This window comes from Nonomuraea sp. NPDC049624 (assembly GCF_040675255.1).
Classification (GTDB): Bacteria; Actinomycetota; Actinomycetes; order Streptosporangiales; family Streptosporangiaceae; genus Nonomuraea.
Genome location: NZ_JBFAOR010000002.1, coordinates 1,116,944 through 1,136,982 on the forward strand (window position 1 = coordinate 1,116,944; position 20,039 = coordinate 1,136,982).

The window sequence follows — 20,039 nt, forward strand, 5'->3', positions numbered from 1 at the left end:
TTAGCGCTTGCTGTACTGCGGAGCCTTGCGGGCCTTCTTGAGGCCGTACTTCTTCCGCTCCGTGGCGCGGGCGTCACGGGTGAGGAAGCCGGCCTTCTTCAGCGGCGGGCGGTTGACGTCGACGTCCAGGATCGCCAGGGCGCGGGACAGGCCCATGCGCAGCGCGCCGGCCTGGCCGGTGACGCCGCCGCCGTCGATGCGCGCGATGACGTCGAACGCCTCTTCGGCGCCGAGCACCACGAAGGGCTCGTTGACGATCTGCTGGTGGACCTTGTTCGGGAAGTAGACGTCCAGCGAACGACCGTTGATCGTCCACTTGCCGGTGCCGGGGACGATGCGCACGCGGGCGATCGCCTCCTTGCGGCGACCGGTGCCGTACGAGTTACCCGTGGTGACGGGCTTGCGCACGGGCGCGTCAGCGCTGGCAGCGGACTCGGTGGTGTACTCGGACGGGAAGTCCTCGCCGGAGAATTCCTCCAGCTCGGTCTCGACGACCGTCTCGACACCGGTGGGCTCAGCCACGGTTCTCCTCTAACTCTTTCGAACTACTACTGGGCGATCTGGGTGATCTGGAACTGCACCGGCTGCTGAGCCTGGTGCGGGTGGTCGGAACCCGCGTAGACCTTCAGCTTCTTGGCCATCTTCCGGCCGAGGGAGTTCTTCGGCAGCATGCCCTTGACGGCCTTCTCGACGGCCTTCTCCGGCCGCTTGTCCATGAGCTCGCCATAGGTGACGGAACGCAGACCGCCCGGGTAGCCCGAGTGACGGTACGCCTTCTTCTGCTCACGCTTGTTACCGCTCAGCGCAATCTTGTCGGCGTTGATGACGATGACGAAGTCACCGGTGTCGACGTGGTTGGCGAAGATCGGCTTGTGCTTGCCGCGGAGCAGGTTCGCGACGTGGCTGGCCAGCCGGCCCAGCACGACATCGGTCGCGTCGATGACGTACCACTGACGCTGGACGTCGGCGGGCTTCGGTGAGTACGTGCGCACGGTCGTAGCCTTCTTTTGCTCGCGTCTTCGGCGCTGTCGGATGCGACAGCTACATGGGTCGGTCGGTGCGGGCACACGGCAGCCCGGACCTTCCGTCTCCCGAGCCCGATGGGCTTGACGATGGGAGATGACGCCGGACGCGCCGCGCATCGGTCACGCTGGACCTATGCACACAACGAACGATTAGGTTACCCGCCTACAGGCGCGCAGGTCAAAAGACCGGTAACCCTGCACGAGTCTACCTGACAGCAGAACGGTTCCATTTCGTTTCCCTGGGATCCCTTCTTTCGCAGTACCCGACATCTCTATCGTTAGCTGCGGTATGTGGCGGAACTCTCACACCCGGCAAACCCAGCGGGGCGCGCGGCGCCGGAACAGCCTGGGCGTGCTGGCCTGCCTGATGGCCGCGCTGTTCACCGGGGTGCTGCTCGGCCGGCTGTCCGACGACGTCGAGCCCACCGCCCACATCTACCTCAACGAGACCGCCCCGCCGGCCGCGGCCACCGCGCGTCCCGCCCCCACCGCCGGCCAGAAGGCCCAGCCCGAGCTGGACCGCATCCCGCGCCAGGCCAGCACGGTCAGGACGCCGCGCGGCAGGTCCACCCCCAGGCCCGCCAGGACCCCCGAGGGGCAGATCGCCGGCTTCGACGCCGACGACGACCCCACCCAGGTGTTCACCGGCGGCGGCGACCAGGCCAAGGTGATCCCCGGCATGGCCGCCCGGGTCGTCACGCTCACCAACGCCGCCCGCGCCGAGCACGGCTGCGGGCCGCTGCGGGTGGACGGCAGGCTGGGACGCTCGGCGCGCGAGCACTCGCTGGAGATGGCGCGCACCGGACAGCTCGCCCACAACTCCCCCGACGGCGCCTCACCCTGGGACCGCATGGACCGCGCCGGCTACCACTGGGGCGCCGCCGAGAACATCGGCAACGGCTACAGCACGCCCGAGCAGGCCGTACGCGGCTGGCTGGACAGCCGCGACCACCGCAGGAACATCCTGGACTGCACCCTCAAGGCCATCGGCGTCGGCGTCGCCGCCGGACCGGACGGCCCATGGTGGACCCAGGACTTCGGAACTCAATGACGAACATCACGGTAATGTCTCCGCATGGTTTCCAACGGCAATGAGGAACGTGGCACGGACAGCGGTCCCCGCCGTTCGCGCAGGGAGCGCGCCGCCGAGAGCGAGACCACTCAGCAGTCTCCGTTCCCGCCGCCGCCGTCCTCGCAGTCCCCTTTCCCCGGGCCTTCGCAGCCGCCGCAGTCCGGCCGCACCGGCCAGTTCCTGCCGCCCGAGCAGCCCGGCCAGCCGGGGCCGTTCGGTCAGTCCGGATCGTTCGGCCAGTCGGGGTCGTCCGGCCAGTCCGGATCGTTCGGCCAGCCGCCGTATTCGTCGCAGTCCGAGCAGTCGACGCAGTCGGGACAGCCGGGACAGTCAGGGCAGGCGGGGCAGTCCGAGCAGTCGCCGCAGCCGCAGCAGAGCCGGGTCGGCTGGAGCCCCTACGACGAGGGCCGGCGCTCGCGCGCCCCGCTGTGGTTCGCGATCGGCGGCGTCCTGCTGCTGGGCCTGCTCGGCGGCGGCCTGGCGCTGATGTGGAACGCCGACGGTCCCAGCACCGCCGCGGCCGGCGCCCCCACCAGGACCTCCGCGCCGCTCCCCTCGGCCCCGCCCGGCAAGTACGGCTTCGCGGCCGAGCGCAAGACCGACCCCGACCCGATCACGGTCAAGGAGATCTTCGGCTCGACCAAGAAGATCAACGTCTCGGGGCGCTCGTACGAGATGACGGTCACCAGCAAGGACAAGAAGTGCACCGACGGCGCCCTGGGCGACAAGCTCCAGAAGGCGCTCAAGTCGGGCAAGTGCACCCAGCTCCTCCGGGCCAGCTTCCGCGACAAGTCCGGCAAGGTGATCGGCACGATCGGCGTGGCCAACCTCAAGACGAGCGGCACCGCCAGCAAGGTGGCCAAGGTCGGCGACGCGAGCAACTACGTCAAGCCGCTGGCCGGCAAGGACAGCGTCACCAAGATGCTCGGCTCGGGCAGCGGCGGCGCCAAGATCTCGACCCACGGCCACTACGCGATCATGGTGTGGTTCCAGAACAAGGACGGCAGCAAGCCGGACAAGAAGGAATCGAAGCGCATCCTCGAAGCCATCAAGGACCTCAGCGACGCGACCGTCTTCAAGGCTCTGGACAACCGTTCGATGACGGGAAGCGCCCTCAGCTGAACCGGCATCCTGCCCGATAACCCCCCAAAGGGGACGGCGGATCCCGCGGGGAACCCCCATACCGACATAACGATCTCGCTACTCTCGCTAGGCTCGCCCTATGCGTGGCCAGGAACCCGGGTCCGAGCACGATCGCAGGGAAGCCGACCGTACGACCGCATCGCCGATGCCACCGCCGAGTTTCGGCCGCATCGGCAGCGGCGTCCCGTCGGCGTTCTCTCCGTCAGGTGAACCGACCGGCGACGAGGCGCGGGTTCCAGGTGGCACTCCACCGGAGCCCGCGGAGGCGTCCACCGGCGTACAGCCGTGGGAGGTGGCCGGCGACGACTCGGCCCCCTACGACTGGTTCGCCGACGACGCCCCCGACACCACCGCTCCCCCACCCCCGAGCTCCTCCGGGTCCGGCGCCTTTCCCGAGACCTCCGGCCCCCGAGCGGGCGGCCCCTCCGAAGCCTCCGGCCCCTTCAACGTCCCTGGGCCTCACGCCCCTTACGGAGCACCTGTCCCCGCCGCCGGCGCCCCCTTCGCGCCTCCCGAGGCGGGCGGCGCTCCGCAGGGCCCGGGAGTCGACGAAGACACCGTCGCCGCCCCTCGGTCCCCCCGCAGAAACACCGGCCGTTGGCCAACCGGCACGCCGAACACCCCCGCAGCCGCTTCCCCCACCCCCACGGGTGCTCCCCCCACCCCGGCCGCGCCCTCAGGCCCCCCGGCCGCCGGATCCGGCATCCCCGGCACTTCGGTCCCGGGAGCCCCTGGAGCGCCCGGAGCCCCCACCTCTGCCCCCGGCAGCTGGGGATCGCCTGCGTCCGCGTCCCGGATGCCCGGAACGCCCGTCTCGGCTTCCGACCCCGCAGGGGTTGCCGATGCCCCCGAGTGGGCTGTTGACGCCCCGACGAGGCCCGCCTGGGCCCCCCAGGTTTCCGACGCTGCGGGCGAGTCGTCCCGCTCGTCCGCCCGGCCCGCCTGGGCGTCCCAAGCTCCCGACCAAGCCGCCTCGCCGCCCAGAGCCGTCCCCGGCCCCGGACGCCCCCTCGGCACCCCCACCGAAGCCGGATGGGGCCCGAAGCCGTCCAGCGAGACCGGGCCGAGCGCAGGCGCCGCCGACACACCCGCCTGGACCCCTAGAAACGCCACCGAAGCCACCTGGGGCCCGCACCCCCAGGACGACGCCGGCCAGGGCCCGCGCCCCGGCAACACCCCTGCCCGGGGTCCGCAACCGGAGGACGACGTCTCCTGGACCCCTGACCCCGGCCAGTGGGCCGCCACCCCGGAGGAAGACCCTCCCGCCTGGCCGGGCCAGTCGGCAGCGCCGGGCACTCCGCAGTGGGAGCAGCCAGGGCCGGTCGTACCGGACGCGCCGCAGAGGGAGCAGCCGGAGCCGGTCGTGCCGGGCGCGCCGCCGTGGGAGCCGCCGCCGGCGTTCACAGCCGCCGCCGCGGGCCTTCAGGTGTGGCCCGCCCCGGTCGCCGACCCGCACACCATGCCTCCGTGGCCCGCCGCCACGGGCGAACTCGTGGCCGAGCCGGACACCGACGAGCCGTCCCTCGGCGACCCCACCGCCCGATTCCCCACCCCCCAGGCCGGTCACCCTGGGCCCCCGGCGGCGGCCGGCAATCAGCCCACGCAGTTCCCCACCCCGCCGACCGACACCCCGACCGGCCCATCGACCGGCCGCCCCACAGCGCCGCCGGTCCCCCCGTCGTCCGCCGCGGCCGCCACCTCCGCCACCGGCGTGCCCACCGACCCGAACGCCACCGCACCGGCGTTCCCCCACGACCCCGCAACGCCATACGACCAGGACGCCGCACCGTACGCCCCCGGCCGCCCGCCGTACCCCGCCGACGCCCTCGACACCCCGGACACCGCACCACACGACGCCCCTGACGCCGTACGGTTCGGCACCGAGCCCGGACACTCCGGCCCCGACGCCGGACGTTTCACCCCCGAGGCCGGCTCGTACGATCCCGAGGCAGGTTCACCCACCCCCGAGGCCGGTTCGTACGACCCCGATGCCACCCGCCCGGGCGGCATCCCCAAGGCGGCCCACTACTTCGACCCCGAGGCCGCCAAGCGCGACGCCGCCGCCACCGTCCAGCAGCACGCCACCCCGGCCGCTCCGCACGACGAGCACGACCCGGCAGCCCTGGACACCCCGCCCCAGGGCATGCGCGCGTCCGACCCCCGCGAGGAGCCCACCGGCCCGATGCGGACGGCCCACCACGTCGAGCCCCACCCCACCAACCCGACGGGCCGCCCCCCGGAGCCGGGCGACGTACCCGTCTGGCCTCCCGTGCCCCCCGCCGAGGAGAAGCGCCCTGAGGACAGGCACCCGGACGAAAGGCCCGACGCGGCGACGCAACGCGCACCCGGCCACGCTCCCGACACGCCTGCACAGACCGCCCACCCAGCGGAGCAGGACGAACCCCGGCGTTCACCGGAGCTGCGCCCGGACCCGTCCCCCACCCAGGAGAGACTCCCCGACCTGCCCTTCAACCAGGACCTGTGGACGAAGAGGCCCGGCACCGCCCTCGACCTCCCCACCCCGCCCCAAGGCACGCCCGCCTTCCCACCCGGCGCGTTCAGGCAGCCCCCGTTCCAGATCCCACCGCCACCGCCTCCGGCCCGCGGCAAGAGCAAGCGCGCCCTGCTCGTGACCCTCGGCGCCCTGGCCCTGGCAGGCGTCGCGACCGGCGGCTTCTTCGCCTACCGCGCGCTGAGCACCGCCCCGCCGGCCGCCACGACCGCGGGCGCCACCCCAGCCCCGCCCACGCTGCTGCCCACGACGGAGCTGACCACCAGCCCGCCCGCCGACGTCCCGGGCGCGTCCATGCTCAATTCGGAGGAGACCGACCCGAAGAAGATGTCCCTGACGGAGGCGTTCCCGAAGAAGAAGGTCTCCGCCGCCGGCACGACGTTCACCAGGGTCAAGACCGACACCGAGACGAGCTGCGACAAGGCGGCGACCGGCGCGTTCGCCGACGCGCTGCGCGAGCGCAAGTGCAGCCGGATCATCCGGGCCACCTTCGTCGACAGCAAGCGCCGCTACGCCGTGACCACCGGCATCGCGGTGCTGCCGACCAAGGAGGACGCCGTCCAGACCGACCTGGCCAAGAACCTTCCGCGCAACGTCTGGTTCCGCGCGCTGCCCGGCGCTAAGGGAAGCGGCGGCGAGCGGGTGTCCATCGCCGGCGGCTACGCGGCCGGTCTGGTGTGGGGCAGGTACATCGTCTTCAGCTACGCCACCCACGCCGACGGCCACACCCCGGACGCCGGCGACAAGACGCTGGCCAAGGTCAGCGGGGCGTTCCGGGACCAGACCTCACTCGTCCTGGAGCGCCGCGTCACCAAGGGCTGAGAGCGTGCGGACCCGGCGGGTGGCGGCGGCCCGGGCGGCGAGTTCGTCGGCCGCCGGGTAGCCCACCTCCTCCAGGCACAGCCCGTGCGCGGGCGCGACGTGCACCCCGGAGTCCCGTACGGCCCGCGTCAGCACCTGGCCGGGCCACTCCACCGGCCGCCGCCCGTCGCCCGCGGCCAGCAGTGAGCCCACCAGCGCCCGGACCATCGAGTGGCAGAACGCGTCGGCCACGACGGCGGCGACCAGCACGCCGTCCGCCTCGCGCGTCCACTCCAGGCGCTGCAGTTCCCTGATCGTCGTGGCGCCCTCGCGCTTCTTGCAGAACGCCGCGAAGTCGTGCTCGCCCACCAGCCGCCGGGCCGCCTCGTTCATGGCGTCGAGGTCCAGCGGACGGCTGTGCCAGACCACCTCGTGCCGCCGCAGCGGATCGGCCCCGCCCGCCGTGTCGCACACCCGGTACGCGTACCGCCGGAACATCGCGGAGAAACGGGCGTCAAAGCCCTCAGGAGCCATCGAGACCCGATGAACGCGTACATCCAGCGGCAGAATGCCACCCAGCCGCCGGACGAGCGCAGAGAGCCGCTCATCGAGTTCCAGCGGCCCGCGGTTGCCGTCGAGCTCGGCCAACGACGCGGCCGGCACGTCCACATGCGCCACCTGGCCGCGCGCGTGCACGCCCGCGTCCGTCCGCCCGGCCACGGTCAGCGCGGCGGGCTCGCCGAGGCGCAGGATCCTGGTGAGCGCCAGCTCGATCTCACCCTGGACCGTACGGCGACCGGGCTGCCTCGCCCATCCGGAGAAGTCGGTCCCGTCGTATGCCAGATCCAGGCGGAGCCGTAGCACGATCGTCCCTTTCGCGTTCACGGAAAAGGGCCCGGACCCCCGCGAAGGGGGTCCGGGCCCGATTCAACCAGCCTGAGAGATCAGGCCTCGTCCTTCTTCGCCTCGGCCTCGGCGGCCGGAGCCTCCTCGGCGGCAGCCGGGGTCTCCTCGGCGGCGGCCTCGGGGGCCTCGGGCGCCTCGGTCTCGGCGGCCTCGGTCTCCTCGGCGGCCGGAGCCGGAGCGGCAGCGGCGGCCGGAGCCTCGGTACGGCGGGTGGTGACACCGTTCAGCGGCTCGGACACCAGCTCGATGACGGCCATCGGAGCGTTGTCGCCCTTACGCGCGCCGACCTTGGTGATCCGGGTGTAACCACCCGGACGCTCGGCGAACGTCACCGCGATCTCGGTGAACAGGTGGTGAACCACGCCCTTGTCCTTGACCACGGTCAGGACCTGGCGACGGTTGTGGATGTCGCCCTTCTTCGCCTTGGTGATCAGGCGCTCCGCCAGCGGGCGAAGGCGCTTGGCCTTGGCAACCGTCGTGCGGATCTTGCCGTGGCGGAACAGGTCCGTGGCGAGGTTCGCCAGGATCAGCCGCTCGTGCGCCGGGCTGCCGCCAAGACGTGCACCCTTGGTGGGCTTGGGCATTGCTTTCTCCTCTTGGGTTAACCCGCCCCGGCCGTACCAGGTACCGGAGTCGGGCCGGCCGCAGTCACCACGACTGGGCCGTTACGTTCGTCACGCGCCGAGCGGCTGGGCCACTCGGCGCGTGCGGGGCACGTGCGGAGACGGGTCTCCGCACGAGGCTCAGTACTGCTCGGTCTCGACGTACGCGCTGTCGTCGTCGTCGTAGCCGCCGCCGGCCACCGCGCTCGGGTCGAACCCGGGCGGGGAGTCCTTGAGCGCCAGCGACATCTCGTGCAGCTTCTGCTTGACCTCTTCGATCGACTTGGCCCCGAAGTTCCTTATGTCGAGAAGGTCCTGCTCACTGCGGGCGACGAGCTCACCCACGGTGTGGATGCCCTCGCGCTTGAGGCAGTTGTAGGAGCGAACGGTCAGGTTCAGCTCCTCGATCGGCAGCGCCAGGTCGGCGGCCAGGGCGGCGTCGGTCGGCGACGGGCCGATGTCGATGCCCTCGGCCTCGACGTTGAGCTCACGGGCCAGGCCGAAGAGCTCGACGAGGGTCTTGCCGGCCGAGGCCACCGCGTCGCGGGGCTTCATGGCGGGCTTGGTCTCGACGTCGAGGATGAGACGGTCGAAGTCGGTGCGCTGCTCGACTCGGGTCGCCTCGACCTTGTAGGTGACCTTGAGCACCGGGGAGTAGATCGAGTCGATCGGGATGCGCCCGATCTCCTGGCCCGGCTGCTTGTTCTGGGCGGCGGAGACGTAGCCGCGACCGCGCTCGACGGTCAGCTCCATCTCCAGCTTCGCCTTGCCGTTGAGCGTGGCGATGCGCAGCTCGGGGTTGTGCACCTCGACACCGGCCGGAGGCGCGATGTCGGCGGCGGTGACCTCACCCGGGCCCTGCTTGCGCAGGTACATCACGACCGGCTCGTCGTGCTCGGAGGAGACGACCAGCTCCTTGAGGTTCAGGATGATGTCGGTGACGTCTTCCTTGACCCCGGGAACGGTCGAGAACTCGTGCAGCACGCCCTCGATGCGGATGCTCGTCACGGCCGCGCCCGGGATGGACGACAGCAGCGTGCGGCGCAGCGAGTTGCCGATGGTGTAGCCGAAGCCCGGCTCCAGCGGCTCGATGACGAACCGGGACCGGGTCTCGTCGATCGACTCTTCGAGGAGAGTCGGGCGCTGAGCGATCAGCATGGTGTGGGTTCTCCCCTTGTCGTGTGGCGCCCGCTATATGACGCCACTCCGATAAACAGTCTAGTTCGGGCACGGAAGACCGCGTATAGCGGTCTTCCGTGCCCGAACTAGGACGTCAGTGACTACTTGGAGTAGTACTCGACGATGAGCTGCTCTTGGACCTGGGTGTCGATCTGCTGGCGAACCGGCAGCTGGTGGACCAGGACGCGGAGCTTCTCCGGCACGACGCCGAGCCACGCGGGAACCGTGCGCTCGCCCGCGGTCGCCCGAGCGACCTCGTAGGGCAGCAGGTTGCGCTTGGTCTCGCGGACCTCGATGATGTCGTGCTCGCGAACGCGGTACGACGGGATGTCGACCTTCTTGCCGTTCACCAGAATGTGGCCGTGGCGCACCTGCTGGCGGGCGGCGTCACGCGACTGGGCGAAGCCGGCGCGGTAGACGACGTTGTCGAGACGGCTCTCCAGGATCTGGAGCAGCACCTCACCCGACTTGCCGCTCTTGCCCGCGGCCTCCTCGTAGTAGTTGCGGAACTGCTTCTCGAGGACGCCGTAGATACGACGGGTCTTCTGCTTCTCGCGAAGCTGAAGCTGGTACTCGGACTCCTTGGGGCGTCCGCGGCCGTGCTCACCCGGCGGGTAAGGACGGATCTCGATGGGGCACTTGGCGGACTCGCACTTGCTGCCCTTGAGGAAGAGCTTGGTCTTCTCGCGACGGCAGAGCTTGCAGTCCGCGCCCGTGTAACGAGCCATTTCTCAATATCTCCTGGGGAAATTCAGACGCGGCGGCGCTTCGGCGGACGGCAGCCGTTGTGCGGGACCGGCGTGACGTCCTGGATCGAACCCACCTCGAGGCCGGTGGCCTGGAGGGAGCGGATCGCGGTCTCACGGCCGGAGCCGGGACCCTTGACGAACACGTCGACCTTCCGCATGCCGTGCTCCATGGCGCGGCGGGCGGCGTTCTCGGCGGCCATCTGAGCGGCGAACGGGGTGGACTTACGGGAGCCCTTGAAACCCACGTGGCCGGCGCTGGCCCAGGAGATCACGTTCCCGTTGGGGTCGGTGATCGAGACGATCGTGTTGTTGAACGTGCTCTTGATGTGGGCGTGCCCGTGAGCGACGTTCTTCTTTTCCTTGCGGCGCACCTTCTTCGGGGCACCCTGACGGCTCTTAGGAGGCATTGTTTGCCATTACTCCTGAGATCTTCGGTCCGCGGCTGTGGACTACTTCTTACCGGGCTTCTTCTTACCGGCGACGGTCTTCTTCTTGCCCTTACGGGTACGCGCGTTGGTCTGCGTGCGCTGACCGTGGACCGGAAGGCCCTTGCGGTGCCGGATGCCCTGGTAGCAACCGATTTCGATCTTGCGACGGATGTCGGCCTGGACCTCGCGGCGCAGGTCACCCTCGATCTTGAAGTTCGCCTCGATGTAGTCACGCATCGGGACGAGCTCGGTGTCGGAGAGCTGGTGCACGCGGAGGTCGCCGCTGACACCGGTCGCCTGGAGGATCTCCTGAGCGCGGGTGCGGCCGATTCCGTAGATGTAGGTGAGAGCGATCTCCAGCCGCTTCTCGCGGGGGAGGTCGACGCCAACCAGGCGAGCCATGGTCGGGCATTCTCCTTCTTTTTGGCGGAGGTCTTGCGCCGCACTACCCCTCCCCATGCCCGGGGTGAGGGCCCCGGCCTCCGACCGGGGGTCTCCTGGGTGGTACGGAATGCTCCGCCTGCCCAGGTGTGGGACGCGATTACTGTCGCGGGCTCCTCATGCGTCGAGCCCGCTCCCTAAATCGGGGCGGACTCGGAGAAACCTTGCGTACGACTAACCCTGACGCTGCTTGTGGCGCAGGTTGTCGCAGATCACCATGACGCGACCGTGCCGGCGAATCACCTTGCACTTGTCGCAGATCTTCTTGACGCTCGGCTTTACCTTCATTGTCCTTCGTGTTCCTCAGACGTCTTACTTGTATCGGTAGACGATCCGCCCACGACTCAGGTCGTAGGGGCTCAGTTCAACGACTACCCGGTCGTCCGGCAGAATCCGGATGTAGTGCATCCGCATCCGTCCGCTGATGTGGGCCAGGACCTTATGGCCGTTGTCGAGCTGCACCCGGAACATGGCGTTCGGGAGCGACTCAACCACAGTGCCCTCGATCTCGATGGCGCCGTCTTTCTTGGCCAAAATCCCTCGCGTTTCACTGATCGGTCGTCTGAGGCTCCGGTTCACTAAGCAGCCGCGACCTCACGCTTCGAAGAGAGCGGCGATCGGCAAAGACCGCCGACGCGTGATAGTCATAGTGAGCCGACTAAGGAGTGTACGACACCTGAGCCCAAAACGCGAAACGCGTGCCAGGTGTCCTGACACAACCATGTAAGAGTCTACCCCACGGCCCCCACTCCTTCGACCGTACACCGAAGGGCCCGCCGGGCGGACCGGCGAGCCCTTCGGGGGGTGCTCCTAGTAGATGCGGTGCCGGTCACCGCAGTACGTGGACGACCCGCCCCAGCACGTCCAGGTGTAGATCTTCCTGATCCCCCGGCCCGACCAGGTCTCGTCGTGGCTCCCGTCCCACTTCCTGGAGAACTGGTGCCAGCTTCCGTTCGCGTAGTACCGGAACCACACGTAGCCGAACTTCGGCGTGGACTCCTTGCCGTACCAGTGGGTGTAGACCTTGCCGTGCGACCGGTACGTGCTGCCGTGCGTGAACGCCTTGTGGTTGGCCGAGCTGAACGTGCCCCACCCGCCGGACGAGGCCGCCTGGGCGGCGGGGGCGACGGCGAGACCGGTGACGGCGATCGAGCCGGCGAGGGCGGCGGCTGCGAGGACCTTGCGCATCTGATTCCTCCGTGAGTCGTGTTCCCGACACGGCACACGCTAGGAACCAGCGCCGTCCCGTACTGCGGAGGAATACACACAGTGCATTACGGCACACACGGCTCCGGGCTAACTGCGCTTCTGCCCGTTCCCGAAGATCGTGCTCATCAGCAGGATGGCGCCCCAGGGCCCCATGACCCACAGCGGCCACGGATAGATCATGTGACCGGACGAGACGCTCACGATCAGCCAGATCACCCAGTTGACGGCGCTGGCCGCGGCCCAGGCGCCCCAGGCCGCCCGCATGCCCGGATGCAGGTTGCCGCGCGTGGCGGGCACCGCCTCGGGCTTCGCCGGCCGGTGGCGCAGGTCGACGTCGGGCAGGTCGGCCGTCAGCTTGGCCAGGTCACCGTAGGTCTTGCTCTTGTAGAGCTCTTCGAGCCGCTCGTTGAACTCGTCCATCGTGATGCGGCCCTGCGCGGTGTGCTCCCGGAGGATGGCGGCGACCCGGTCGCGGTCGACGTCCGAGGCACGCATCTCGGGGCTGTTCGCCATTCCACCACTCCCGGGGGTCAGGGCTGAAGGTGACTCAGGCGCTCTTCGCCACCGTCCAGGGCGGTAAGCACCCAAGGTCCATTATGTGTCACGGCGACGCTGTGTTCGAAGTGCGCCGAGGCCTTCCCGTCGATCGTCACGACCGTCCAGTCGTCGGCCAGCACGCGGGTGCGCTCGGTGCCGAGGTTCACCATGGGCTCGATGGCCAGGCACATGCCCTCCTCCAGCAGCGGACCGCGGCCCGGCTTGCCGTGGTTGGCGATCCACGGGTCCATGTGCATCTCGGTGCCGATGCCGTGGCCGCCGTACTCCGGCGGGATGCCGAAGCGGCCCTGGGACTTGACGTAGCGCTCGATCTCGTAGCCGATGTCGGACAGATGCCGGCCGACCTTCAGCGCGGCGATGCCGCGCCACATGGCCTCCTCGGTGACCCGCATCAGCTCGGTCAGCTTCGCGTCGACCTCGCCGACCGGCACCGTGACGGCGGAGTCGCCGTGCCAGCCCTCCAGGATCGCGCCGCAGTCGATGGAGATGACGTCGCCCTCACGCAGCTTGCGGGCGTTCGTGGGGATGCCGTGCACCACCTCGTCGTTGACGGACGCGCAGATCGTCGCCGGGAAGCCCTGGTAGCCCTTGAACGACGGGATCGCGCCTTCGTCCCTGATCGCCTTCTCGGCGATGGAGTCGAGGTCGAGCGGCGTCATGCCGGGCTCGACGGAGCGCTTCAGCAGATCGAGCGTGCGCCCGACCACCAGGCCGGCGGCCCGCATCTTCTCCAGCTGCTCGGGCGACTTGATCTGGATTCCGTGTCGGTTTCTCTTGAACATCGTTCGGCACCCCCCGGGGTTTCTGACGGGCCTCGTGGGAGCCCTAATTCCCCCACAATAGCCGCACACAAAAAAGCAAGGTGGCACGGAGATCCGTGCCACCTTCGCAGGAGATCGTGTCCGGCGTCATCCCAGGTACGGGCGGATCGCCTCCATGGCCCGCTGCGTCACCTCTTCGACCGGCCCGGTCGCGTCGACGCCCACGAGGATGCCCTCGTCGACGTAGTACGAGACCAGCGGCGCGGTCTGCTCCTGGTAGACCTCCAGGCGGTGCCTGACGGTCTCTTCCTTGTCGTCGTCCCGCTGGAACAGCGCGCCGCCGCAGGCGTCGCACTTGTCGTCCTTCTTGTCGTCGAACTCCACGTGCCAGATACGGCCGCACTGACTGCACGTGCGCCGCCCCGCCAGCCGCCGGACGACCTCGTCGTCGTCCACGACCAGCTCCAGCACCAGGTCGAGCTCCAGACCCCAGTCCTTGAGCATGTCGCGCAGGATCTCCGCCTGCGCGACGTTCCTCGGGAAGCCGTCGAGCAGGAACCCGTCCTGCGCGTCGTCCTCGGACAGTCGGTCGCGGACCATGGCGATGGTGACCTCGTCGGGCACGAGATCGCCACGGTCCATGTAGGTTTTGGCCAGCTTGCCGAGGTCCGTGCCGCCCGAGACGTTGGCACGGAAGATGTCACCTGTCGAGATCTTCGGGATGGACAGGTTCGATGCGATGTACTGGGCCTGTGTCCCCTTACCCGCTCCGGGGGGCCCGACGAGAACGAGACGCACTACCGCAGGAAACCTTCGTAGTTACGCTGCTGGAGCTGGCTCTCGATCTGCTTCACCGTGTCCAGGCCGACACCAACCATGATCAGAATGCTCGTCCCTCCGAACGGGAAGTTCTGGCTAGCCCCGGCCACCGCCAGCGCGACGATCGGGATCATGGAGATCAGACCCAGATAGAGCGCGCCGGGCGCGGTCAGACGGGTGAGCACGAAGTTCAGGTATTCAGCCGTCGGACGGCCGGGACGGATGCCCGGAATGAACCCACCGTACTTCTTCATGTTGTCGGCGACTTCAGCGGGGTTGAAGGTAATCGACACGTAGAAGTACGTGAAGAAGACGATCAGCACGAAGAACGTGATCATGTAGACCGGGTGGTCGCCCCTGACCAGGTACTGGGAGATCCACTGGACGACCGCGTTGTTCGACGTCGGGAAGAGCGAGGTCAGCAGCTGCGGCAGGTAGAGCAGCGACGAGGCGAAGATGACCGGGATGATGCCGGCCTGGTTGACCTTGAGCGGGATGTACGTCGAGGTGCCGCCGTACATCCTGCGGCCCACCATGCGCTTGGCGTACTGGACCGGGATGCGGCGCTGCGCCTGCTCGACGAAGACCACGGCCGCGATCATGAAGACACCGACGACCATGACGACCGCGAAGGTGAACTTGTTCGCCTGGAAGATGTTGGTCAGCTCGGACGGGAAGACCGCGACGACCTGGGTGAAGATCAGGATGGACATGCCGTTGCCGACGCCGCGGTCGGTGATGAGCTCACCGAGCCACATGATCACCGACGTGCCGGCCGTCATGATGATGACCATCGTGACGATGCCGAAGATGTTGTCGGGGTCGAGCAGGACGTCCTGCTGGCAGTTGGGGAACAGCTGGCCGGACCGCGCGAGCGCGATGAAGGCGGTCGACTGGAGGACGCCGAGGCCGATGGTCAGATAACGCGTATACTGCGTGATCTTGGCCTGGCCCGCCTGGCCTTCCTTCTTGAGAGCCTCAAGACGTGGAATCACCACGACGAGCAACTGGAGAATGATGCTCGCGGTGATATACGGCATAATGCCCAGCGCGAACACCGACAGCTTCAGGAGCGCACCACCACTGAAGAGCTGCACCATCCCATAGATGTTGCCGGTGGCTCCGTTACGGGCCTGATCGAAACAGGCCGCGAGGTTCTGGACGTGAACTCCCGGAGTCGGAAGAACCGAGCCGAGACGGAACAGCGCGATGATGCCCAGGGTGAAGAGCAACTTCTTGCGCAGGTCCGGTGTCCGGAACGCCCGGGTAAACGCGGTCAGCACGGTCCCTCCTGCGCGCCTTTATGGCGATGTGAGTATGCGGTGGTGCGGGGATCTGCCATGTCAAGTCTCAAGTCAAACGAGCCGGACAGAATCCTGCCGTCTCGCCGAACTCTAACGCACTAAGGGCGTGGGGGCCCATTGTCGGAACCCCCACGCCTCGTCATAGCGGAGCTACAGCTCGGTAACGGAACCACCGGCGGCGGCGATCTTCTCCTTCGCGGCGGACGAGAAGGCGTGAGCCGTAACGTTCACAGCGACGGAGATCTCGCCGGTGCCGAGCACCTTCACGAGCTGGTTCTTGCGAACGGCGCCCTTGGCCACCAGGGCCTCGACGGTGACGTCGCCACCCTCGGGGAACAGCTCGCCGAGCCTGTCCAGGTTGACGACCTGGTAGGTCGTCTTGAACAGGGCGTTGGAGAAGCCCTTGAGCTTCGGCAGACGCCTCTGCAGCGGCACCTGGCCACCCTCGAAACCGAGGGGGACCGTGGTACGGGCGTGGCTGCCCTTGGTGCCGCGACCGGCCGTCTTGCCCTTGGACGCCTCGCCACGACCCTTGCGGATCTTGGACTTGTTGGCACCCGGAGCAGGACGCAGGTCGTGAATCTTGAGCGGAGCCTTGTCAGTCATGACTAGTCGACCTCTTCCACCTCGACGAGGTGCGTCACCACGGACACCATCCCGCGAATCTCGGGACGGTCCTCCTTGACGACGACATCGCCGATTCGCTTCAGGCCAAGCGAACGCAGCGAGTCACGCTGGTTCTGCTTGCCACCGATCTTCGAGCGAACCTGAGTGATCTTCAGGCGTGCCATGACTAGCTCACCGCCTTCGCGGCCGCGGCCTCGGCGATGCCCTCGCGCTGAGCCTTGAGCATGCGGGCCGGTGCCACGTCCTCGATCGGCAGGCCACGGCGGGCGGCGATCTCCTCGGGGCGGGAAAGGCCCTTCAGAGCCGCCACGGTGGCGTGCACGATGTTGATCGGGTTGTCCGAGCCGAGCGACTTGGACAGCACGTCATGGATGCCGGCGCACTCCAGGACCGCGCGCACCGGGCCACCGGCGATGACGCCGGTACCGGCCGACGCCGGACGCAGGAAGACGACACCGGCCGCCTCCTCGCCCTGCACGGTGTGCGGGATGGTGCCCTGGATGCGGGGCACCTTGAAGAAGTGCTTCTTGGCCTCTTCGACGCCCTTGGCGATGGCCGCGGGGACTTCCTTGGCCTTGCCGTAACCGACGCCGACCAGGCCGTTGCCGTCACCGACGACGACGAGGGCGGTGAAGCTGAAGCGACGACCACCCTTCACGACCTTGGCCACTCGGTTGATCTTCACTACGCGCTCGATGTACGAGACGCCCTTGTCGGCGGCGCCACCGCGGCGATCGTCACGACGGTCCCGCCGCTCGCCACCGGTGCCGCCACCGCGACGCGGAGCTGCAGCCATCAGTGGTTCCTCTTCTCAGTTGCCATCAGAATTCCAGCCCGCCTTCGCGGGCGCTGTCCGCCAGGGCCGCGATGCGACCGGCGTAGCGGTTGCCACCGCGGTCGAAGACGACCTTGGTGATCCCGGCTTCCTTGGCCCGCTGAGCGAGGAGCTCGCCGACCTTCTTGGCCTTCTCCGTCTTGTCCGCCTCGAGCGTGCGCAGCGAGGCGTCCATGGTGGAGGCGCTCACCAGCGTGTGACCGACGGAGTCGTCCACGATCTGGACGAACATGTGACGGGTCGAACGGTTGACGACCAGGCGCGGACGCTCGGCCGTACCGACGACGAACTTGCGGACGCGGCGGTGACGGCGAGCCCGCGAGACGGTGCGGGCAGCCGTGTGCTTGCTGAACGCAGTCTTCGGAGCCATGCCTACTTACCAGCCTTTCCGACCTTGCGGCGGATCTGTTCGCCCTGGTAACGCACGCCCTTGCCCTTGTACGGGTCAGGCTTGCGCAACTTGCGGATGTTGGCCGCGACCTCGCCGACCTTCTGCTTGTCGATGCCGTCCACGTGGAACAGGGTCGGCTTCTCGACGCGGAAGGAGACACCCTCGGGGGCGTCGACGATGACCGGGTGGCTGAAGCCCAGCGAGAACTCCAGCTGCGTCGGGCCCTTGGCCTGGACGCGGTAACCGACGCCGACGATCTCCAGGGACTTCGTGTACCCCTGGGTGACGCCCTGCACCATGTTGGCGATCAGCGTCCGGGACAGGCCGTGCAGCGCACGGACCTTGTTCTCGTCGTTGGGCCGGGAGACGGCGATGGCGCCGTCGTCGTCACGACCGACCGTAATCGGGTCCGCGACCGTGTGAGAAAGCGTGCCCTTCGGGCCCTTGACCTGGACATCCTGGCCGGTGATCGTGATGTCTACGCCACTGGGCACAGGGATGGGCAGCCGTCCGATTCTCGACATGCTGTGTTCCTCCCCTCTACCAGACGTAGGCGAGGACTTCGCCGCCCACGCCACGCTTGCCGGCCTGCTTGTCGGTCATGAGACCGGCGGACGTCGAGATGATCGCGACGCCCAGTCCGCCCAGAACTCGAGGCAGGTTGTCCTTCTTCGCATAAACCCGCAGACCGGGCTTGGAAACCCGGCGCAGGCCCGCGAGCGAACGCTCACGGGTAGGCCCGAACTTGAGCTCCACCACGAGGTTCTTTCCAACCTTGGCGTCTTCGACGGCCCAGGACTGGATGTAACCCTCCTGCTGGAGGATCTCGGCGATGTGCGCCTTGATCTTCGAATACGGCATCGACACGCTCTCGTGGTACGCCGAGTTCGCGTTACGCAGACGCGTCAGCATGTCTGCGATCGGGTCGGTCATCGTCATGGCCAGTGGCCTTCCTCGCCGCGGTTTCCAGTCGGCCAAGCAGCGCTCTGCCGGTGGACCTTCGGCGCGGTCATGGACGCGAAGCGTCCTGTCTTCTTCTGAACATGGACTCCGGGGGACGACGCGGAGCCGCCCCCAGAGTATCTACCAGCTCGACTTGGTGATGCCGGGCAGCTCGCCCCGGTGCGCCATCTCGCGGAAGCACACGCGGCACAGGCCGAACTTGCGGTACACCGCGCGCGGACGACCGCAACGCGAGCACCGGGTGTAGGCCCGGACCTCGAACTTCTGCTTGCGCCCCGCCTTGGCGATCAGCGACTTCTTCGCCATTGGATCAGGCCTCCTTGAACGGGAAGCCGAGGAGCTTCAGCAGCGCCCGGCCCTGGTCGTCGTTCGTCGCGGTGGTCACGACCGTGATGTCCATGCCCCGCGGACGGTCGACCTTGTCCTGGTCGACCTCGTGGAACATGACCTGCTCGGTCAGACCGAACGTGTAGTTGCCGTTGCCGTCGAACTGCTTCGGCGACAGGCCGCGGAAGTCCCGGATACGGGGCAGCGCCAGCGCCAGCAGGCGGTCGAGGAACTCCCACATGCGGTCGCCGCGCAGCGTGACGTGCGCGCCGATCGGCATGCCCTCACGCAGCTTGAACTGCGCGATGGACTTGCGCGCCCGGACGACGGCCGGCTTCTGGCCGGTGATCGCGGTGAGGTCGCGTACGGCGCCTTCGATGAGCTTGGAGTCGCGAGCCGCCTCACCGACACCCATGTTGACCTTGATCTTGGTCAGGGCCGGGATCTGCATGACGTTCTCGATGCCGAACTGCTCGCGAAGCTGGGCCGCGATCTCCTCGCGGTACTTCGTCTTGAGTCGCGGCGTCGGGCGCTCGGTCTCAGTGGTCGTGGCGGTCATCAGCTGTCCTCACCCGTCTCCTCGGCCTTGTCGGCCTTCTTGTCGGCGGGCTTCTCGTCCTTGAGCTTCTTCACGTTGGACACGTGGATGGGGCCCTCCATCGTCTGCACGCCGCCGGTCTTGGCGCCACGCGGACCCTGGAGAGACTCCTTGGTGTGCTTCTTGATCATGTTGACGCCCTCGATCACCACGCGGTCCTCGCGCGGGTACGTGGCGATGACGTGACCCTTGGCACCCTTGTCCTTGCCGGCGATGACCTGAACCAGGTCACCCTTCTTCACATGCAGCTTCGGCATTACAGCACCTCCGGGGCGAGCGAGATGATGCGCATGAACTTCTTGTCGCGCAGCTCGCGGCCGACTGGGCCGAAGATACGAGTGCCACGAGGGTCACCGCTGTCCTTGATGATGACGGCGGCGTTCTCGTCGAAGCGGATGTAGGAGCCGTCGGGCCGGCGGCGCTCCTTGACCGTGCGGACGACGACGGCCTTGACCACGTCGCCCTTCTTGACGCCCGTGCTGCCCGGCAGCGCGTCCTTGACAGTGGCGACGATGATGTCGCCGATACCGGCGTAGCGTCGGCCCGAGCCACCGAGAACACGGATGCAAAGGATCTCCTTCGCACCAGTGTTGTCGGCGACCTTGAGCCGCGACTCCTGCTGGATCACTTGAACTCCTGTTAGTCGCGCCGGTTCTCATCTCTGAGCCTGGCGGAACCTGTCGTTGTCTTGTTCCCACGGCCACAGTCCACGAAGGGGCCGCACCGCAGGCGACGCGAGGCCCGGAGGACCTCGCGTCCTTGGACGCCGTCATGGGGGCCCTGAGGCCC

General features: G+C 68.3%; 28 protein-coding genes. 3 read left to right on the plus strand and 25 right to left on the minus strand.

Translation table 11 applies throughout. From position 1 onward, the window contains the following. Together rpsI and rplM are read right to left on the minus strand one after the other, a co-directional pair. Entirely contained in the window at positions 1-522 is a 522-nt protein-coding gene (gene rpsI, locus AB0J76_RS11450) for a 30S ribosomal protein S9 (RefSeq protein ID WP_125644639.1), read from the minus strand. Positions 523-548: 26 nt separating this feature from the next. Then, positions 549-992 carry a 50S ribosomal protein L13 gene (gene rplM, locus AB0J76_RS11455; protein WP_352328322.1) on the minus strand — a complete coding sequence of 148 codons (444 nt, stop codon included), beginning with the start codon at positions 990-992 and terminating at the stop codon, positions 549-551. A gap of 322 nt (positions 993-1,314) precedes the next feature. On the opposite strand from rplM, the gene AB0J76_RS11460 reads away from it, so the two are divergent. The 3 genes from AB0J76_RS11460 to AB0J76_RS11470 all read left to right on the plus strand — a co-directional run bounded on the left by AB0J76_RS11460 (position 1,315) and on the right by AB0J76_RS11470 (position 6,574). Continuing rightward, positions 1,315-2,076 (plus strand): CAP domain-containing protein, encoded by a 762-nt coding sequence (locus AB0J76_RS11460; RefSeq protein ID WP_352328321.1) that lies wholly within the window; start codon positions 1,315-1,317, stop codon positions 2,074-2,076. A 24-nt stretch (positions 2,077-2,100) separates the two neighbouring features. After that, the gene (locus tag AB0J76_RS11465) at positions 2,101-3,219 is read left to right on the plus strand and encodes a hypothetical protein (RefSeq protein ID WP_352328320.1); all 1,119 of its coding nucleotides are present in this window, start codon (positions 2,101-2,103) and stop codon (positions 3,217-3,219) included. 1,384 nt (positions 3,220-4,603) lie between these two features. After that, positions 4,604-6,574, plus strand: coding sequence for a hypothetical protein (locus AB0J76_RS11470; protein WP_352328319.1), 1,971 nt, complete (start codon positions 4,604-4,606; stop codon positions 6,572-6,574). On the opposite strand, the gene truA is transcribed toward AB0J76_RS11470, so the two are convergent. From truA to rplN, 23 genes are all read right to left on the minus strand, one after another. After that, complete coding sequence (truA, locus tag AB0J76_RS11475; protein ID WP_352328318.1) at positions 6,539-7,417, minus strand: tRNA pseudouridine(38-40) synthase TruA; 879 nt, start codon at positions 7,415-7,417, stop codon at positions 6,539-6,541. The genes AB0J76_RS11470 and truA overlap by 36 nt on opposite strands. A gap of 80 nt (positions 7,418-7,497) precedes the next feature. Continuing rightward, a complete protein-coding gene (gene rplQ / locus AB0J76_RS11480; protein ID WP_364389332.1) occupies positions 7,498-8,043 on the minus strand; it encodes a 50S ribosomal protein L17 in 546 nt (181 codons plus the stop codon). Positions 8,044-8,202: 159 nt separating this feature from the next. After that, a complete protein-coding gene (locus AB0J76_RS11485) occupies positions 8,203-9,219 on the minus strand; it encodes a DNA-directed RNA polymerase subunit alpha (protein ID WP_043623495.1) in 1,017 nt (338 codons plus the stop codon). Between the two features lie 122 nt (positions 9,220-9,341). Then, complete coding sequence (gene rpsD, locus AB0J76_RS11490; protein ID WP_352327498.1) at positions 9,342-9,968, minus strand: 30S ribosomal protein S4; 627 nt, start codon at positions 9,966-9,968, stop codon at positions 9,342-9,344. A gap of 23 nt (positions 9,969-9,991) precedes the next feature. Continuing rightward, entirely contained in the window at positions 9,992-10,396 is a 405-nt protein-coding gene (gene rpsK / locus AB0J76_RS11495) for a 30S ribosomal protein S11 (RefSeq protein ID WP_020542285.1), read from the minus strand. 42 nt (positions 10,397-10,438) lie between these two features. Then, the gene (rpsM, locus tag AB0J76_RS11500) at positions 10,439-10,819 is read right to left on the minus strand and encodes a 30S ribosomal protein S13 (RefSeq protein WP_125644650.1); all 381 of its coding nucleotides are present in this window, start codon (positions 10,817-10,819) and stop codon (positions 10,439-10,441) included. Between the two features lie 213 nt (positions 10,820-11,032). Further along, a complete protein-coding gene (gene rpmJ, locus AB0J76_RS11505; RefSeq protein WP_003956441.1) occupies positions 11,033-11,146 on the minus strand; it encodes a 50S ribosomal protein L36 in 114 nt (37 codons plus the stop codon). Between the two features lie 24 nt (positions 11,147-11,170). Then, positions 11,171-11,392: a translation initiation factor IF-1 gene (gene infA, locus AB0J76_RS11510; RefSeq protein ID WP_012887858.1), complete on the minus strand. Its 222-nt coding sequence runs from the start codon at positions 11,390-11,392 to the stop codon at positions 11,171-11,173. A gap of 276 nt (positions 11,393-11,668) precedes the next feature. Further along, positions 11,669-12,046: a hypothetical protein gene (locus AB0J76_RS11515; RefSeq protein ID WP_352327497.1), complete on the minus strand. Its 378-nt coding sequence runs from the start codon at positions 12,044-12,046 to the stop codon at positions 11,669-11,671. Between the two features lie 108 nt (positions 12,047-12,154). Then, a complete protein-coding gene (locus AB0J76_RS11520; RefSeq protein ID WP_352327496.1) occupies positions 12,155-12,580 on the minus strand; it encodes a DUF1707 domain-containing protein in 426 nt (141 codons plus the stop codon). Positions 12,581-12,597: 17 nt separating this feature from the next. Beyond that, positions 12,598-13,407: a type I methionyl aminopeptidase gene (gene map, locus AB0J76_RS11525; RefSeq protein ID WP_352327495.1), complete on the minus strand. Its 810-nt coding sequence runs from the start codon at positions 13,405-13,407 to the stop codon at positions 12,598-12,600. A gap of 126 nt (positions 13,408-13,533) precedes the next feature. Beyond that, positions 13,534-14,184, minus strand: a complete 651-nt coding sequence (locus AB0J76_RS11530) for an adenylate kinase (RefSeq protein WP_352327494.1) — start codon at positions 14,182-14,184, stop codon at positions 13,534-13,536. After that, positions 14,184-15,488 (minus strand): preprotein translocase subunit SecY, encoded by a 1,305-nt coding sequence (gene secY, locus AB0J76_RS11535; protein ID WP_352327493.1) that lies wholly within the window; start codon positions 15,486-15,488, stop codon positions 14,184-14,186. Before secY ends, AB0J76_RS11530 begins: the two co-directional genes overlap by 1 nt. A gap of 171 nt (positions 15,489-15,659) precedes the next feature. Beyond that, positions 15,660-16,115, minus strand: a complete 456-nt coding sequence (gene rplO, locus AB0J76_RS11540; RefSeq protein ID WP_352327492.1) for a 50S ribosomal protein L15 — start codon at positions 16,113-16,115, stop codon at positions 15,660-15,662. A 2-nt stretch (positions 16,116-16,117) separates the two neighbouring features. Further along, positions 16,118-16,300 (minus strand): 50S ribosomal protein L30, encoded by a 183-nt coding sequence (gene rpmD / locus AB0J76_RS11545; protein ID WP_080043226.1) that lies wholly within the window; start codon positions 16,298-16,300, stop codon positions 16,118-16,120. A gap of 2 nt (positions 16,301-16,302) precedes the next feature. Beyond that, entirely contained in the window at positions 16,303-16,932 is a 630-nt protein-coding gene (gene rpsE, locus AB0J76_RS11550; RefSeq protein WP_049572667.1) for a 30S ribosomal protein S5, read from the minus strand. Between the two features lie 25 nt (positions 16,933-16,957). Continuing rightward, the gene (gene rplR / locus AB0J76_RS11555) at positions 16,958-17,341 is read right to left on the minus strand and encodes a 50S ribosomal protein L18 (RefSeq protein ID WP_125644663.1); all 384 of its coding nucleotides are present in this window, start codon (positions 17,339-17,341) and stop codon (positions 16,958-16,960) included. Between the two features lie 2 nt (positions 17,342-17,343). Further along, positions 17,344-17,886 (minus strand): 50S ribosomal protein L6, encoded by a 543-nt coding sequence (gene rplF / locus AB0J76_RS11560; protein WP_352327491.1) that lies wholly within the window; start codon positions 17,884-17,886, stop codon positions 17,344-17,346. 16 nt (positions 17,887-17,902) lie between these two features. Continuing rightward, entirely contained in the window at positions 17,903-18,301 is a 399-nt protein-coding gene (gene rpsH / locus AB0J76_RS11565) for a 30S ribosomal protein S8 (protein WP_125644666.1), read from the minus strand. Positions 18,302-18,445: 144 nt separating this feature from the next. Then, positions 18,446-18,631, minus strand: coding sequence for a type Z 30S ribosomal protein S14 (locus AB0J76_RS11570; protein WP_020542298.1), 186 nt, complete (start codon positions 18,629-18,631; stop codon positions 18,446-18,448). Positions 18,632-18,635: 4 nt separating this feature from the next. Then, the gene (gene rplE, locus AB0J76_RS11575; RefSeq protein ID WP_352327490.1) at positions 18,636-19,211 is read right to left on the minus strand and encodes a 50S ribosomal protein L5; all 576 of its coding nucleotides are present in this window, start codon (positions 19,209-19,211) and stop codon (positions 18,636-18,638) included. After that, entirely contained in the window at positions 19,211-19,498 is a 288-nt protein-coding gene (rplX, locus tag AB0J76_RS11580) for a 50S ribosomal protein L24 (protein WP_352327499.1), read from the minus strand. The genes rplE and rplX overlap by 1 nt, the downstream gene beginning before the upstream one ends. Positions 19,499-19,506: 8 nt before the next feature. Then, positions 19,507-19,878, minus strand: coding sequence for a 50S ribosomal protein L14 (gene rplN / locus AB0J76_RS11585; protein WP_090769698.1), 372 nt, complete (start codon positions 19,876-19,878; stop codon positions 19,507-19,509). Positions 19,879-20,039 lie beyond the last annotated feature (161 nt).